The sequence below is a fragment of the Arthrobacter sp. MYb227 genome (assembly GCF_002975435.1).
GTDB lineage: Bacteria > Actinomycetota > Actinomycetes > Actinomycetales > Micrococcaceae > Paeniglutamicibacter.
Map to the genome: position 1 here is coordinate 265,693 of NZ_PCPT01000004.1, position 14,587 is coordinate 280,279.

Here is a 14,587-nt window from a genome sequence, read left to right on the forward strand (position 1 = left end):
CATCGGGATCATCCCCTCAAAAAACCCGACAAAACCCTCAGATTTCCGCGGCTGCTACACCGGGTTGGTGGCACACTAGTTTTGTGGCGCACTTAGTGATGGCAACGGAGCCGGAGCTGGTGGGGCGGGGCACCGAACTGGCCGAAGTCCAAGCGCAGCTGAACGGCATGGTCGCGGGCAGCGCTAACTGCTTGGTGGTCTCCGGAGATCCAGGAATCGGAAAAACGGCGTTAGTGCATCATGCCTGCGCTTCAATGGCACCCTCACTCTTGGTGCTCTCCGGGGCATGCCTGCCATTGACCTCATTGAAGATCCCATTTATTGCCTTACGCACTGCCCTCCGGGCCGCACCACAGCTTGATGGGCTCGACGCCCCCTTGCTAGGCACCGGCACTTCGGGTGCCACCGATGCGGTAATTATCGATCTTGATAACTGGCTCAGCCGCATGTGCAGGATTCAACCCGTGGTGATAATCGTTGATGACCTGCAGTGGGCTGATCAAGGAACCCTGGATGCCTTGATGTTCCTCATTGCCGGGCCGGGCGATCGGCGGCTTTCCATCCTTGCCACCTTGCGCAGCGGGGAGCTGGGCGAAACTCATCTCTTGCGCCGTTGGCTAGCTGATATCCGCAGGATGCCGCGAGTCTTCTGGCTCAGGCTCGGCCCGCTGGATCGGCAGGCCACGGGTGCGCAGATGGCAGAAATTTTGGGGGCCTCCCCGCATCAGTCTCTGGTGCAGCAGGTCTTTTCACACACCGCGGGAAATGCCTATCTCACGCGGTTGATCATCGCCGGGTTAAGGTCCGATACCCGGGCCTTGCCAGCACAACTTCCGGAGGATTTACGTGCGGCCGTCCTACGTTCTTGGCATGGGCTCTCCACCGGTGCACGGGCACTCACCGAGCTCATGGCTGCCGGTGGCCGTCCCATCCGGGCCGAAGATCTAAACGGTCTGGCACGCCAGGCCGGCGCAGCTGATGACACCCTTGGCATCCTGCACGAGGCCAGCGCGGCAGGACTCGTGGAGACCAACCCCGAGGGGAGCCATTGGTGGTTTCGCCACCCGATTATTTCCGAGGTCCTGGAACAATCCATGGAAAGCGGGCAACGGCAGGAGCTGCATTCACTTTTTGCCGCCTACGCCGAAAACTTGGTGAAGCTCTCGGTGGCTCCTGGTCTTGAGTTGCTGACCTCGTTGGCGCATCACCACGACGCGGCCGGGCATCTACCCCAGGCCTATCGCTGGACGTTGCGTGCCGCGGCGGTGGCAACCCCAGGAACCGGTGAATTATTGCGTCTGTTGACCCGTGCGCTGACCTTGCGTGAGTTCCTTCCGGAAGCCAAGGAAAATCGGGAAGAGCTGCTGGCTCTTGTCCGCTCGGCAGCCGAGGACGCGGGAGCCATGGAAGAAGAGTTGGAAGCGGTACAGAGCCTGCTTGAAGTGGTTGATGAGTCACGGCGGCCCTTGGATGCTGCCGAATTATTGGTTCGCGGCACCTTACTGCGTTTTTCCGCGGGCCACGAGTTTCTCTCCGAGGGCACTTTGCGCCGTGCGGTCCGGCTTGCCCAGGTGTCTCCCGAAAGCTGGCAATATGCCTATGCCTTGGCTGAGCTTGCTCACGTAGGGATCTGGAAGGACGATCCCGAGGCCCCCACCCGGGCAGCCCGAGCCCTAGACATTGCCCTGCGGGCAGGAAATCCGCGAGCTCTCTCCTATGCCCTGAGTGCTAATGCCATGGCGGCTTTGATCGGCGAGCGCCCCGCCGAGGCACGAGTACTCGCCGGTCGGGCCGCGCTTGCGGCAACTCAGGCCAAGGACTTTTGGGCCATGGTGCATGCCACGCTCTGGCAGGCCAATGCTACCGAGACGTGGCTTAGCCGGTCCTTTGCCGATCTGATGCTTTCGGGTAGACAGCAACTCATGGTGCTGGGTGCGCCCCATGTGTATATCGCCAAGCTGGCGGCCGATGAAGCGGCCAGCTATCTTGCCGTAGGTCTTTGGCGCGAATGTGCAAGCGCTTTGCGGGTGGTTCTTGGCTCGGATCCCGGTCCTTTGGGAGATGTTTCTGCCCGGTTGACGGCAGGTCGTTTGGCGGCGTTGCAGGGCAGGATCGAAGAAGCACAGGCACATTTGGAACGTGCCGAGGAACTTTTCGCCTATCAGAGTGGCTACAACAACTTTGATTTTGATGCCATCCGTGCAGAGGTGTTTCTTGCTTCCGGGAATCCGGCTGCTGCATATGCGGCGGCCATGGCAGGAGCTACCAAGGAAGGTCAGCCACCGACAATGTGCGAGTGGCTGCTCCCACTTGCCGCAAGGGCTCTTGCGGATCTGGCTCAGTTGGCCAGCGACGAGGGTCAAGAGACCACGGAGGCTCGGGCGCTAACCGAGACTCTGTTGACTCAGTTTCCGGCCGTCATTCGAGATACTGGCAATGATACGGAGCTCTATGCTGCTCACATTGTTGCATTTACGCTGCTCTATCAAGCGGAAATTGGCAGGGCTCAAGCCCTTAGCAATAACGCGGCGCAGTGGATTGAGACGTGCGATGCGTGCCGCTCTACCTCCCTACGGTGGGAGGAAGCTTACGCGTGTTGGCGCTCGGTACAGGCGCTACTGCTACATGGTCATACCGGTCGGGCTCCGGCTACCGTCTTGCTTCGCCGGGGAATCGCGCTTGCCAATGAACTGCAGGCGGTACAGCTTCAGTCGGCACTTCGTGAAATCGCCATTCGGGCCAGAATCACCACCGATCAGCCAGTCATTGGAAAATTGGTCGGCGGGGCAAACGGGCTACAGGGACTTACGGTGCGCGAATTGGAGATTCTCGAGCATGTGGTTGCCGGACGTACCTATGCGCAGATCGCTAGTTCTCTGGTGATTAGCGAAAAAACTGTGAGTTCGCATATTTCAAATATGTTGCGCAAGACCGGTACCGCTAATCGTCTAGATCTTTCACGTTTTGCTACCCGTCGTGGAGCCGATCCTGTCATAAGCGTGGATGATGACTAAAACATCATGTCAGCATCCTGATCGAAAGCTTTAGTGCGCGACAGTAGATCCTCACGCGGAATTAGCTCCCGAGGAAGCTAATGGGTCTAGAAGTGCGGCCCGCATTTCTTCACTGAGCTGTGGGGGTACATCAATATCCACTGCCAGTGCCTGTAGGATCCTGCTGAGATAGTTTCTGGCGGCCGCAGCAAGAGCGATATCAACGATCTCTCGGTCATTGAATCCCACATCTCGCAGGATCTGGCTATCGGCTTCACTCATGTTTAGCGAGTCGGTGCTCAGTTTCACGGCGAAATCCATCATCGCTACCTCCGATTGATCCAACCCAGCATCGTGGTAGTTTGCGGCGATAGGAACGAGTTTTTCTTCGTCAATGTATTTCAAGGTTTTTTGGCCGTGGGCCAATCGACAATGCTTTGATCCGATTCCCAGCGCCGCGGCTAAAGTGACTAGTTCATACCGGCGCATTCCCATGGACTTGGCAATCGTGGACTGCAGGGCCTTCCAGGCTTCGAAGGCTTCTGGATTCATTGCAAGAACCCTCGTATGGCTTGGTATGTACCCAAATGCTGCACGATCCGCAGCATAGGCGCCCGCTATTGCTCCGGTGGCTTCGGCTTCACTTGATGTATGAAGAATGCTCATTGAGATCTCCCCCGTTGCTGCGCGTTGGAATCAACTGCGGGGGGGCAGTGTCCCCACCGTTCACTCGCGTGGGCCTAGTTCCCCTTGCTGTGGTGATCCAATGATTTGTTGATTCTCGACTCGTTTGGCTTTACTTGCTAGAGGAATTCTAGATCCAATGTGCGGTAGGGTGCATGAGTCAAAAGACCCACCTTCGGTAGCAATTTTTCTGGCTCGTAATGCATCTTGGATTTAGGTTTTGTTGATGGAGCCACAGGTGCATGCACAGGTATCCCCCCAAGCCTTTCAAACCGGACCGTGGAAGCAGGAAAATATTCCGGCTGAACCAATCAATAGTTTCAGCACGCGTTGTTGCTATTTTTCGTTGGGACCCGGTGGAGTGCCATGCGCAAAGCTATGCCTAGCACCTGAAATTCGCTGCTGTTTGTCTTTAATGGGGCTTCGGGTTCTTACTTCCCGCCATCGATGCCAGCCCAACGGCCCCCAGAGTCAACAAGGTTCCGCCGATGGTTGCAGTATTGACCAGAGCACCGGGTGCCGGAACTACGAGGTCAATGAGCAGCGAACCGACCAGCTGACCACCGATCATGCCAAGACCTGTCAGCAAGACTCCCAGATGTTTGACCAAATATGCCGATAATCCAATGAAAATGCAGCCCAGCGGACCACCCAGGTAGTACCACCATTGAGTCGGTAATTCTTGGGGTGGACCAGTAAACGGAAGCCTTACCAGCAGCAAAAGCACCAATAAAACTGCACCGACGCTGAAGTTCACAAGAGTTGCTGCAATTGGGGTCCCATAGACCTGAGATTGCACTCCGTTCATGGCGGCTTGAAAGCCCATCAGAAAACCGACGGTCACCGGAATTAAGAGTGGAAGGATGAGTGATGCTACAGATTCGCGGCCCTCGAGCCGTGGGCTTACGGCCCAAAGCACCCCGACAATCGTCAGCAGCGCGCCGGATGCCCGCACTACGTTGATTTTTCTGCGTCCTGCAGGGCCAAAACCAATGCGGTCCACAAGCATTGAGCCTATGGTCTGGCCGGTAACTATTGACACGGTGAACAACGCGACACCCACGAGCGGAACGGTGAGGGTTTGCGAAAAGACCACGAGTGCACCAACACCGCCGGCTGACAGATACCAGCGCGGAAAACGTTTCTCACGCAATGCTAGCGGGATCATTTTGGCTCCGGCCCGGGCGCTGGGCAGAAAGATTGACAGAAAGACCAAAAGAATCAGGCCCGTAGCGAAGCTGACTAATGATGCTGCAACCGGGTCTGCAAGCTTGGTGCCCAACGCTCCGTTGACGCGGCTTTGAATCGGCATGACTAATCCTGCAAGCACCGCCAATATTAGGTACAACCAGCCGAAGCGTACCGCTTTCGTGTTCGCGGTGATCGTTTCGGTAGAGTTCAAGGTTTCGTAACTTTCCATCGTGGACGCCCGTTGGTGCGCCATGCGGTGACAAATACAGCAAGGAGAGTCACCAGTGTTCCTATGATTTCGCTGGTTCCAACCTTTTGCGGTTCAAGTAAAAGATCCATCAGCAGCGAGCCAACGAGTTGGCCAGTAACCAATCCTATTCCCAGTACCAAGGATCCAAGCTTCGGAACGAGACTCACTCCGGTGACAACAAAGAGGATGCCCAACGGACCGGCGAAATACATCCACCATTCTGGGTTGCTGGCAAACCCAAAGGATTCAATCCCCAACCCAGCAAAAACACTCATGGCTACCAGCAATCCTGCAATCGACGCTAGATAGTTGATCGTGGTTGCGGTTGCCGTTGATTCGTAGGCTTGCCCGGCCCGACCATTCATCGATTGCTGGAAACTAACCAATAGCCCGGCCCCGATAGCCACACCTAGGGCAATCGGTGCCATAGGATCTTCGGCAGCCCTCGCCCCGGTCCCCCACGCGGCAATCGAAGCACCGATAACCAAGAGAACTGCCCCGAGCATTCGTTGTCGGGTGATGGGTTGGCGTCCGGCGGGGCTGAAACCGATCACATCGATCAGGATGCTTGAGAGGGTTCTGGCACCAACTACCGCCACCGCAAAGAGCGCTAGCCCAATGCTTCCCACGCTCATGGCCTGGGCAACCATGTAATAAGCGCCTATCAAACCGGCGAAGATGAACCAGCGCGGAATGATCCGTTCCCGCCATACCAGCCCAAAATGTTTCCAGCCCCTGCGAGCTGCTGGAATGCACAGACTCGCAATGGCCATACATAGCAGAGAGGTCAGTCCGCTGAGCATCGCTGCAGGCAAGTAACCGCCCAAGGGCGCCGCGGCACTTGACGTGATAAGCGCCTGAATCGGCATGAGCATTCCGGCAGATCCGGCCATCGCAAGTGCACCTGCATGCCCTCGTGATTGATTGCCCACCACTGCGCTCCTTGTTTTCTTCCCTGCTTACAGCAACTTACTCCCCCGCTGTCTTCGTCTGGGCATTATGTCGCATCCAACACAAAAACTGGCCTCAAACGCTATTTTTGGGTGCATCAGTGCTCGTTGATGCGCGATGATGGATGCATGGCTAATTCCGAGGTATTCCCAATTCAGATCCGTGACGAATCAATTCGACTGGGCCAGCTGCTGAAGCTTGCCTCGTTTGCCGAGGACGGCTTTCATGCCAAGCAAATGATCGAAGACGGCTTGGTGACGGTCAACGGCAACGTCGAGACTCGGCGTGGCGCACAGATCCGCAATGGCGATACCGTGAGCGTGAACGGTGAATCCGTAACCGTCGAAACCGCATAGTTCTATCTACTGCACCAAACACTTTTGTGGCGGCACCTAGTTTTTCCAGGTGGCCGCCACAAGTTTTTGCAGCTCATCGAGACTCAACCCCGCCGCTTGGGCATGGCGTGCCAGTGCGCGTACCTCGTTCATCAGTGGGGCTTGAAGAACCTGCCCGGCATTTACCCGTGTGCCATTGGCCCGCCCGGTACGCACGAGCCCTTCAGCCTCTAATTCTTTGTAGGCCTTAGCCACGGTTCCCGCTGCCACGCGTAGATCGCCGGCGAGTTGGCGAACTGTTGGCAACTTGGTTTCAGCTTCCAATTCCCCGCCTTGAATCAGCGCGGTGAGCTGTGCCCTAATCTGTTCGGCAGGTCCGCTGGGATCAAGTGGATCAATGGTGATCATGCCGACGCCGATTCATTGGATTTTTGCTCGAGCGAACCGAACGTCGAGCCAACCCAGCCAAAGAGCTTTACCAGCAAGGCGACACCAGTGAAAATGAGCAACAAAGCGATGATTCCCAATGTTGCAGACAACGCGGCTAAGCCGGTGTCCACCGCTGATGGGACAGGGATACCGGGTTCAACAGTCATCCCGATTTCGTATGCTGCAGACACGGCACCACTGTAGAGGGACATAGCGGCCATGAACAGCAGTAAGACCGATTGAAAACACAACAGCATGCTGACTCCGGTGCTGATGACATATCCTTCGTGGTTGCGCGCCGCTGTATCGAATTCTTGTAGCCCGGCACTGTGTAGGGATGGACGCCGGGTATTTGTGTGCAACGCCCACAACGTAAGAATTCCTACGATTACGAGCAACCCCATGATCGGCACTCCGTAGTACCAACCAGGAAACGGTCCTGTCGAACCAGTGGTCGCGCTGATCTCCGTGACCACCATATTTTCATCAAGAGTGGCACCGCTAAAGGATGTAAGCGGAAGGTTTCGGAACAATCCGCGCTCATCTGGACCCGAGAAAAACCCAGCAATAAGCAATCCCAACAGCAGGCTACCCGCAAAAAGCCCTGGCACCAGAATCCCCCAGGCTGGACCAAACATTCCCGTAGAGCGTGGAATGAGACCCGCGCTGATTCGTTTATCTGCCGATCTGGCGTCGGCTTTAAGATTCGTCGGGAGTTTCCAAAAAGCATAGATGCCCATGGCTAGAGTCGCGGCGACGAGTGGTGAGCCAAGCAGAAAAATCCCAAAAGACTTGGGAAAAAACCCTTGCAGCATAAACATGCCGAAGGCCCCGAGCAACGCCACACCTATTGCAAGCAGGTGCCTAGCTCGCATCACACGCATCAGTTTCCCCGCTACAACAACGTCTGCAGCGTTGCCCCGATGTGCTGCAATGGCAAGATCTTCACGACGCTGCGCTATGACACCACGTCTGACAATGAGCAGAATCCCGATGCATAGCCCAATGACCAAAAGTGACGGCAGAAGGTTGATCATGTGCGTACCTTTGATTTGTGGAAGCACAAAGCCTCCTGCTTGTATCAATGAAACAATACAATCAGGAGGCGGTCCCTTGTGTCAATTGAATGACACAAGAAAGTTAGACGTTGGCGCCCTTGAGCACCACGTGTGTGAGAAATTCATGAACATGAGCCATCTCCTGCGCATTGACCGAGTGCAACATATTCGAATAAAGAACCTTTGTTACGTGCACATCGGCAGTGGCCCACGCATGGGTGTATTCAATCTTTTCCTGGGTGATCACCGGGTCAGCCTGATCGCGTCCCCAAAAGATTGGCTTACGCATTTCACGCAGCTCTTCATCCCTGAAGAAGCCGGCCCCCTCTTCGGGAACCGCAAAACCCGAGAGTCCAACAACCGTTGAGAATGCCTGCGGCTGATGACGCAAGAGCGAGGTAGCAACGGCCATACCCATCGAGAAGCCCAGCAGGCTCACCGAGGAGTGCTGCCTAGCAATGGGCTCAAGCCAGCCCCAGAGGTCGGCAATTGCCGACTTGACCGCATCAAATGAGTAATCAAGGTCTTGCATGAGCGGGAACCAAGTAAATCCTGGACCCAGCGCTTGGGGCGCGCGAACCGAAACAATGGTGAACTCTTCGGGCAGCATGGGAGCCAATCCCATGAGGTCTTCCTCATTTGAAAGATAGCCATGAAGCAGCACTAGCAGGGGCGTACCCGCACGCTCAGTTTCGGGGCGGGACCAGATGACGGTGGGGTTCCAAGTATTTTCACTCACCCATCCAGTCAACCAGAAATACCCCCGGCAGACTCAATACACAAACCTACGCTTGGGTAACTTATGTATTCTTTGGTAAGAATACTTAGGTGAACAACATCCCGGATACGACGAGTGAAGATTCCTCCACCCCAAGCAGGCTTGTGCACCCGTGGCGGCGCTACGTTGCACTTGGTGATTCCTTTACCGAAGGTATCGGCGATGTAGATCCACATAGCCCCGGTGGGTTCCGTGGTTGGGCAGATCGTGTCGCCGAGCAGCTGAGCCTTGGAGTCGATGACTTTGCCTACGCAAACCTCGCAATTCGCGGACGACTCATCACCCAAATCTTCGATGAGCAGGCCGGACCAGCCCTCGAACTAAAACCTGATCTCATCAGTCTGTGTGCAGGTGGCAACGACGTTATTCGTCCCGGCGGTGACCCCGACGCCATTGCCGACAAACTTGACGCATTAGTACGCGTGCTGGCCACATCCGGGGCCACGATCCTGCTCTTCACCGGCCCCGACATTCGCGATACCCCGGTTTTGGGCGGAATTCGCGGCAAGGTGGCCATCTATAACGAGAATGTTCGCACCATTGCCGCGCGCTATGATGCGGTGGTTGCCGATATGTGGTCACTTCGCGAGCTCCATCTGCCACAGATGTGGGCACCGGATAGACTGCACTTTTCGCCTTTAGGCCACCGCACCATTGCCGCGATGGCACTGGATGCACTCAACGTGCCACACAATTTGCAGCACGTTGAACCCGAAGAAGTAGAAACCAAGAATTGGCGCGAGGCACGCCGGGATGACCTCATCTGGGCCCGCACACATCTAGCCCCGTGGGTTCTGCGACGCATCCGTCACCAGTCTTCGGGAGACGGCATCTCACCTAAGCGCCCCCTTGCGGCTCCGTTCAGCGAGAATGCGCAGAACAATTCGTTGGGTAACGGACCGGCGACGTAGCGTTGATGAGACCTTCTGACCTCAGAACCGTACGCTTGATTACAAATCAACTACGCTTTCGGCGTTTACTCGCTATGCGAGATATTGAGTGCTTGACTAGTAATTCAGAGTGAAAGTCCTGCAAGCTAGCACCAGCAGGAATTATCGACAAGGCAGACCGACCCATGATTTTTGCTGGCACCACCGATCAAATTCCACAAGAAGTCCTCAACCTCATGAACTCGGAAGATGTCGTCGATTTTGGCTTCGTGGGTCAAGATCCCAGTGATCTGCCCGCTGGCTTTGGCGGAGTCTTCGATGCCATGCCGGTTTTCATGGGGATCTTTGCGGTAATTTTTGTAGCTGCCGTCATCTTCTCCATCTTCATTTGGGTCAGAAACTACAACGCCGCGAAGAAGGCCGGTCTTGATCCATTCACGTTGCAAACCGAGCTTGCGGTTCGGGCAGCAAATTCAAAACTGCTGGCTCCTGAACAAAACTCTCCTGGACAATACGTCCCCCAAAAAAGCATCGAACAAAAACTTGCCGAACTGGACCGTCTGCTGGCCAAAGGAACAATCACCGCCGAGGAACACAAGACAGCCCGACTAAAGCTGCTAAGTGAGTAGTTATTACACCATAAAAGATGCCCGGTTTCCTGGGAAACCGAGCATCTTGTGGCCGTAGTGAAAAAGGGATCCTAGGAGAAAATCTCTTCACTCAAGGCTTCACCAAGCTGCTCAATATCGGTCAGAAACCCATCATGACCAATCGGTGAGGTGATATAACGAACCGCCACCGGCTTCGGCAACCCCTGAGCCAAGCGTTCGGATTGCTCGGGCCAGTACAACCTGTCGGTATCGACCGCCGAAACAAAGAAGTTCACCGGTGCCAAGCGGGCCAAGGCATTTTCGACCGAACCGTACCCACGTCCAACATCGTGGCTCATCAGAGCCTCGGTGAGAATCAAGTAACTATTGGCGTCGAAACGGCTGATCAGCTTGTTTGCCTGATGATCAAGGTAGCTTTCTACCTGATAGCGGCCACGCTCCAAGCTTGCCGAGCCAACAGGTGTCTCGGTACCCTGGGCCGAGCGACCAAAACGCACCTCAAGTTCGGTCTCCGTGCGGTAGGTAATGTGCGCGATCCGGCGCGCAATTCCCAAACCAGCCGACGGGATCAGCTCGTTGCTGTAGTAGTCTCCCCCGGAATAGTCCGGGTCCAATCGGATGGCCGAGGACTGCGCTTGGGCAAAGGCAATTTGTTCCGCAGAGGATTGCGCGGTGGAGGCAACCACAACACAGTTTTTGACCCGTTCGGGGAACTCAACGGCCCATTCTAGTGCGCGCGCCCCACCCATCGATCCGCCAAGGACCGTGTGCCACACCTTGATACCCAATGCATCGGCAAGACGCGCCTCAAGGCGCACCGAATCCTTAATGGTGGTGAAAGGGAAGCGTGAACCCCACGGCACACCATTCGGGTCCAAGCTAGCAGGACCCGTGGTGCCAGAGCAGCCGCCAATCATGTTCGCCGAAACCACAAAGAAACGGTTGGTGTCGATGGTTCTCCCCGGACCCACAAAGCCATCCCACCAGCCGGGCTCGGTGGACGCGCCACGTGCCACGTGAGAGTCCCCGGTCAACGCATGAGCTACATACACGGCGTTGGAAGCATCGGCGTTTAAGGTGCCCCAGGTTTCGAACCCTAGGACCACATCGGGCAGATATCCGCCGGTTTCAAAGGTGTATTCTCCGGTGCTCAGATGGCGCAGAATACCGTCCGGGGCATGATCTAGTCCCCGAGCAGTTTCTGCATCATGAAGTACCACGTTGCTCACCACGCTCAACGAGCAACACCCTGCAGTTCACCCTCGGCCAGTGAAGCCACTGCTTCAAACCCTGCCTGCAGGTCTGCAATGATGTCCACAACGTTTTCAATACCAACGCTCAAACGCACCAATCCCGGTGATACGCCTGCGGCAACCTGCTCGGCCTCGGTCAACTGCGAGTGAGTGGTGGAAGCCGGGTGGACCACCAGCGAACGCACATCACCAAGGTTCGCCACGTGGGAGTGGAGCTTCAGGGCATCGACAAAGCCCTGACCTGCTTCGCGACCACCGGAGATCTCGAAGGATACAATCGCCCCGGTGCCCTGCGGACCGTATTTGCGGCCACGCTCAAACCACGGGCTGGATTCAAGGCCAGCGTAAGTAACGCTCTTAACCTGCTCCTGGGTTTCTAGCCATTTGGCAACGACCACTGCATTGGAGACATGGCGTTCCATGCGCAGTGAAAGAGTCTCAAGACCCTGCGCAATCAGGAAGGCGTTGAACGGTGCAATGGCAGAACCCAGGTCACGCAAGAGCTGGACGCGGGCCTTGAGCACGTAGGCAAGGTTTGCACCAAGGATGCCGTTGACCCCGAGATCACGGGCGAACACCAGACCGTTGTAGGACTCATCCGGGGTGTTGAAGCCCGGGAATTTTTCTGGACTTGCCGCAAAATCAAAGTTGCCCGAGTCCACGATCACGCCGGCGCTTGCCGTGCCATGCCCACCGAGGTATTTGGTTGCCGAGTGCACCACAATGTCTGCACCCCATTCGATGGGACGGATCAGGTACGGGGTGGACAGGGTGTTATCAACGATCAGCGGTACGCCTGCCTCGTGAGCGATTCCAGAGATACCTTCGATGTCCAGCACGTCCTGGCGCGGGTTGGAAACCACCTCGCCAAAGAAAGCCTTGGTGTTCGGCTTGATGGCGGCCTTCCAGCCCTCGAGGTCATCGGGGTCTGCAACAAAGGTAACTTCAATGCCAAGCTTGCGTAGCGTGTGCTTAAACAGGTTCTGGGTTCCACCGTAGAGGCTTGGGCTTGCCACGATGTGGTCGCCTGCCTCGGCAAGGTTCAGGATGGAGAAGGTTGTTGCTGCCTGGCCGGAGGCTAACAGCAGCGCGCCCACGCCACCTTCGAGGTTTGCAATGCGGTCTTCAACAGCACCCTGAGTTGGGTTGCCAATGCGGGTGTAGATCGGGCCAAGATCGGAAAGAGCAAAGCGGTTTGCTGCGCTCTCGGCACTTGGGAAGACAAAAGCTGTTGTTTGATAGATCGGTAGGGCACGGGCGCCGGTGGTGGCGTCGGGCTCCTGACCTACGTGGATCTGACGAGTTTCAAATGACCAGTCGTTAGACATTTTTCCCCTTCGAGGATTCAAGGGGTATGCCCGTAGTCGACACCTGTGGCGTCGTTCTGTACGTAGGGGCATGCCCGCGCTTGTCCTGCGTCCTGGTGACGCAGGGCCTGGTCTTCACCCGGGGCACCCCACCGCGGTGGAGGGTTGCCGTCCAGTAAGCCGGGGCTTGTTACTGGAACTCATGACCTTGAGAAATAGTCTGGCTCAAATGCCTATGCGTACGCAAGCCCGTCTCAAATTATGACAATTTGCAACGCTGCGGCTATCACCCCGAAAAGTCCTCACTAAGACCCACGTCAGATTCAAGTAAGGCAATCCTAAGTCGAGAGCCAGATCACAAAGTGACATGATAGGCCCATGATGAGGTTGGACCATGTAACTTACGCTTGTGGACCCGACGGCCTCGCGGCAACTGCCGCTCGGATCGGCGCGGCCCTTGGACTCGAATCAGTGAAGGGTGGTGTGCACCCACGTTTTGGTACACGCAATGTCATCTTCCCTCTGAAGAACGACCAGTACCTTGAAGTTGTTGAAGTACTCAACCACCCGGCATCGGATAAGGCACCGTTCGGCCAGGCCGTTCGGGCTCGCTCCGAACTCGGTGGTGGCTGGATGGGTTGGTGCGTCGCAGTTGATGACCTAGCCCCGGCCGAAGAACGCTTGGGCCGGGGTTCGGTTCCAGGGAACCGAAAGTTCCCCGATGGACAGGAACTGACCTGGCGCCAGATTGGCATCAATGGCCTGATCGCAGACCCACAGGTTCCATACCTGCTGCGCTGGGATGACGGAACAACAGAGTTGCACCCGTCAAAGGCTCTTGATCCGGTTGGCAAGATTTCTTCGATCAGTATTGCAGGTTCCTCTGATCGTGTTTCCGATTGGCTCGGCCAGCCGGAAGAAGACCCGCTCGGTGAGGTAGTCGTGGATTGGCAGGCTCCCAATGGAACCCCTGGCATTCTCTCGGTGACCTTCGAAACTCCTAAGGGTTCAATCACTCTCTAAGACGAGAGTGCATGTGAACTAACAAACCGTGGGCGGTGAGCTGCAACTATTGCAGCTCACCGCCCACGGTTTTTAACGTTTCTTTACGTCCTTGCCGAAGCCTTCAACAACGCTTGAACGCGAATCAACTAGCCCTCCGGATACCATTCAGAGCCTTTCTTGGATCGTTTGCTCGAGCTCTTCGAGGTGGCGTACCACCCATGAGCCACACAGCATAGCTAATCCGCCGATAAACGCTATGCGTTGTAGCGCTGCGACCGCCAGAATTAGCATCTGGGAGTAGCCAGATACCCCGTCAATGATGCGCGGGCTCCAGAAACTTGCGGTGAGCGCAAGCAGCAAACCGATCAGCGTAAGTACTAGTCCCCATCGAAGCATGTGCGGTGAGCTGATTTTCGGCATGATACTCAGCGCCCACCAAGGTCTTCTGGCGCCGGCTGCTCATGATTCAGACTCGACACTGCATCTTCTGCGGCTCGGGCGATAAAGGAACCTACCATCAAGAAAACTCCGCTAAAGAGTGCACCTTGTTGGATCGCAGATGTCAGTCCGACCAGCAAACCGATGGGAAGAGAATAACCGAATTCGTTGAGCAAGGCATCGAGCAGTGGTGAACCAACGATATACGCGATCACCCCAATAATTGTTAGCCACAATCCGATCTTGAACATTTTCTGCGAACTGACTAATGCTGGCATTTCGATCCACCTTCACGTCATCAACATTGCTGGAATTGCTGGGCATGATGCGGCTCCGCGTAGCCCCCTGACGCCAATCCTAGCCATCGCATGCTCTTCCCAGCGGGAATTTGAAAAACTGTAGTCAAAGTGTGAT

Annotated in this window: 15 protein-coding genes and 1 riboswitch; of the genes, 5 read left to right on the plus strand and 10 right to left on the minus strand. The window is 56.0% G+C overall.

Features of this window, described 5'->3' with window-relative positions; translation table 11 throughout:
• The first annotated feature begins 83 nt into the window (after positions 1 to 83).
• Positions 84 to 3,014, plus strand: a complete 2,931-nt coding sequence (locus CQ018_RS20710) for a helix-turn-helix transcriptional regulator (protein ID WP_146111878.1) — start codon at positions 84 to 86, stop codon at positions 3,012 to 3,014.
• Positions 3,015 to 3,065: 51 nt separating this feature from the next.
• Here CQ018_RS20710 and CQ018_RS11110 read toward each other — a convergent pair whose 3' ends face one another.
• The 3 genes from CQ018_RS11110 to CQ018_RS11120 form a co-directional block, all read right to left on the minus strand.
• Positions 3,066 to 3,659 carry a peroxidase-related enzyme gene (locus tag CQ018_RS11110; RefSeq protein WP_105550060.1) on the minus strand — a complete coding sequence of 198 codons (594 nt, stop codon included), beginning with the start codon at positions 3,657 to 3,659 and terminating at the stop codon, positions 3,066 to 3,068.
• A gap of 430 nt (positions 3,660 to 4,089) precedes the next feature.
• On the minus strand, positions 4,090 to 5,097 hold the full coding sequence (locus tag CQ018_RS11115) for a DMT family transporter (protein WP_105550061.1): 1,008 nt from the start codon (positions 5,095 to 5,097) through the stop codon (positions 4,090 to 4,092).
• Positions 5,076 to 6,050 carry a DMT family transporter gene (locus CQ018_RS11120; RefSeq protein ID WP_105550062.1) on the minus strand — a complete coding sequence of 325 codons (975 nt, stop codon included), beginning with the start codon at positions 6,048 to 6,050 and terminating at the stop codon, positions 5,076 to 5,078. Before CQ018_RS11120 ends, CQ018_RS11115 begins: the two co-directional genes overlap by 22 nt.
• A 147-nt stretch (positions 6,051 to 6,197) precedes the next feature.
• Here CQ018_RS11120 and CQ018_RS11125 point away from each other — a divergent pair, with 147 nt between their 5' ends.
• Positions 6,198 to 6,425, plus strand: coding sequence for an RNA-binding S4 domain-containing protein (locus tag CQ018_RS11125; protein WP_181149851.1), 228 nt, complete (start codon positions 6,198 to 6,200; stop codon positions 6,423 to 6,425).
• A gap of 36 nt (positions 6,426 to 6,461) precedes the next feature.
• Here the strand turns inward: CQ018_RS11125 and CQ018_RS11130 are convergent, their stop codons facing one another.
• The 3 genes from CQ018_RS11130 to CQ018_RS11140 all read right to left on the minus strand — a co-directional run bounded on the left by CQ018_RS11130 (position 6,462) and on the right by CQ018_RS11140 (position 8,630).
• The gene (locus CQ018_RS11130) at positions 6,462 to 6,812 is read right to left on the minus strand and encodes a GntR family transcriptional regulator (protein ID WP_105550064.1); all 351 of its coding nucleotides are present in this window, start codon (positions 6,810 to 6,812) and stop codon (positions 6,462 to 6,464) included.
• The gene (locus tag CQ018_RS11135) at positions 6,809 to 7,870 is read right to left on the minus strand and encodes a hypothetical protein (RefSeq protein WP_146111879.1); all 1,062 of its coding nucleotides are present in this window, start codon (positions 7,868 to 7,870) and stop codon (positions 6,809 to 6,811) included. Before CQ018_RS11135 ends, CQ018_RS11130 begins: the two co-directional genes overlap by 4 nt.
• Before the next feature lie 103 nt (positions 7,871 to 7,973).
• On the minus strand, positions 7,974 to 8,630 hold the full coding sequence (locus CQ018_RS11140; RefSeq protein ID WP_105550066.1) for an alpha/beta hydrolase: 657 nt from the start codon (positions 8,628 to 8,630) through the stop codon (positions 7,974 to 7,976).
• Between the two features lie 89 nt (positions 8,631 to 8,719).
• Between CQ018_RS11140 and CQ018_RS11145 the strand changes: the two genes are divergently transcribed.
• Both CQ018_RS11145 and CQ018_RS11150 read left to right on the plus strand, forming a co-directional pair.
• Entirely contained in the window at positions 8,720 to 9,580 is an 861-nt protein-coding gene (locus CQ018_RS11145) for an SGNH/GDSL hydrolase family protein (RefSeq protein ID WP_105550067.1), read from the plus strand.
• 164 nt (positions 9,581 to 9,744) lie between these two features.
• Positions 9,745 to 10,188 carry an SHOCT domain-containing protein gene (locus tag CQ018_RS11150; RefSeq protein WP_258142561.1) on the plus strand — a complete coding sequence of 148 codons (444 nt, stop codon included), beginning with the start codon at positions 9,745 to 9,747 and terminating at the stop codon, positions 10,186 to 10,188.
• Between the two features lie 71 nt (positions 10,189 to 10,259).
• On the opposite strand, the gene CQ018_RS11155 is transcribed toward CQ018_RS11150, so the two are convergent.
• Positions 10,260 to 11,402: a homoserine O-acetyltransferase gene (locus tag CQ018_RS11155; protein WP_374954191.1), complete on the minus strand. Its 1,143-nt coding sequence runs from the start codon at positions 11,400 to 11,402 to the stop codon at positions 10,260 to 10,262.
• Positions 11,403 to 11,404: 2 nt separating this feature from the next.
• Positions 11,405 to 12,751, minus strand: a complete 1,347-nt coding sequence (locus CQ018_RS11160; protein WP_105550069.1) for a bifunctional o-acetylhomoserine/o-acetylserine sulfhydrylase — start codon at positions 12,749 to 12,751, stop codon at positions 11,405 to 11,407.
• Between the two features lie 71 nt (positions 12,752 to 12,822).
• Positions 12,823 to 12,938, minus strand: a riboswitch (SAM riboswitch).
• Positions 12,939 to 13,108: 170 nt separating this feature from the next.
• Between CQ018_RS11160 and CQ018_RS11165 the strand changes: the two genes are divergently transcribed.
• The gene (locus CQ018_RS11165) at positions 13,109 to 13,753 is read left to right on the plus strand and encodes a VOC family protein (protein ID WP_105550070.1); all 645 of its coding nucleotides are present in this window, start codon (positions 13,109 to 13,111) and stop codon (positions 13,751 to 13,753) included.
• 147 nt (positions 13,754 to 13,900) lie between these two features.
• Here the strand turns inward: CQ018_RS11165 and CQ018_RS11170 are convergent, their stop codons facing one another.
• Together CQ018_RS11170 and CQ018_RS11175 are read right to left on the minus strand one after the other, a co-directional pair.
• Positions 13,901 to 14,155 carry a hypothetical protein gene (locus CQ018_RS11170; protein ID WP_105550071.1) on the minus strand — a complete coding sequence of 85 codons (255 nt, stop codon included), beginning with the start codon at positions 14,153 to 14,155 and terminating at the stop codon, positions 13,901 to 13,903.
• A gap of 5 nt (positions 14,156 to 14,160) precedes the next feature.
• Complete coding sequence (locus CQ018_RS11175; RefSeq protein ID WP_105550072.1) at positions 14,161 to 14,451, minus strand: hypothetical protein; 291 nt, start codon at positions 14,449 to 14,451, stop codon at positions 14,161 to 14,163.
• Positions 14,452 to 14,587: the final 136 nt, after the last annotated feature.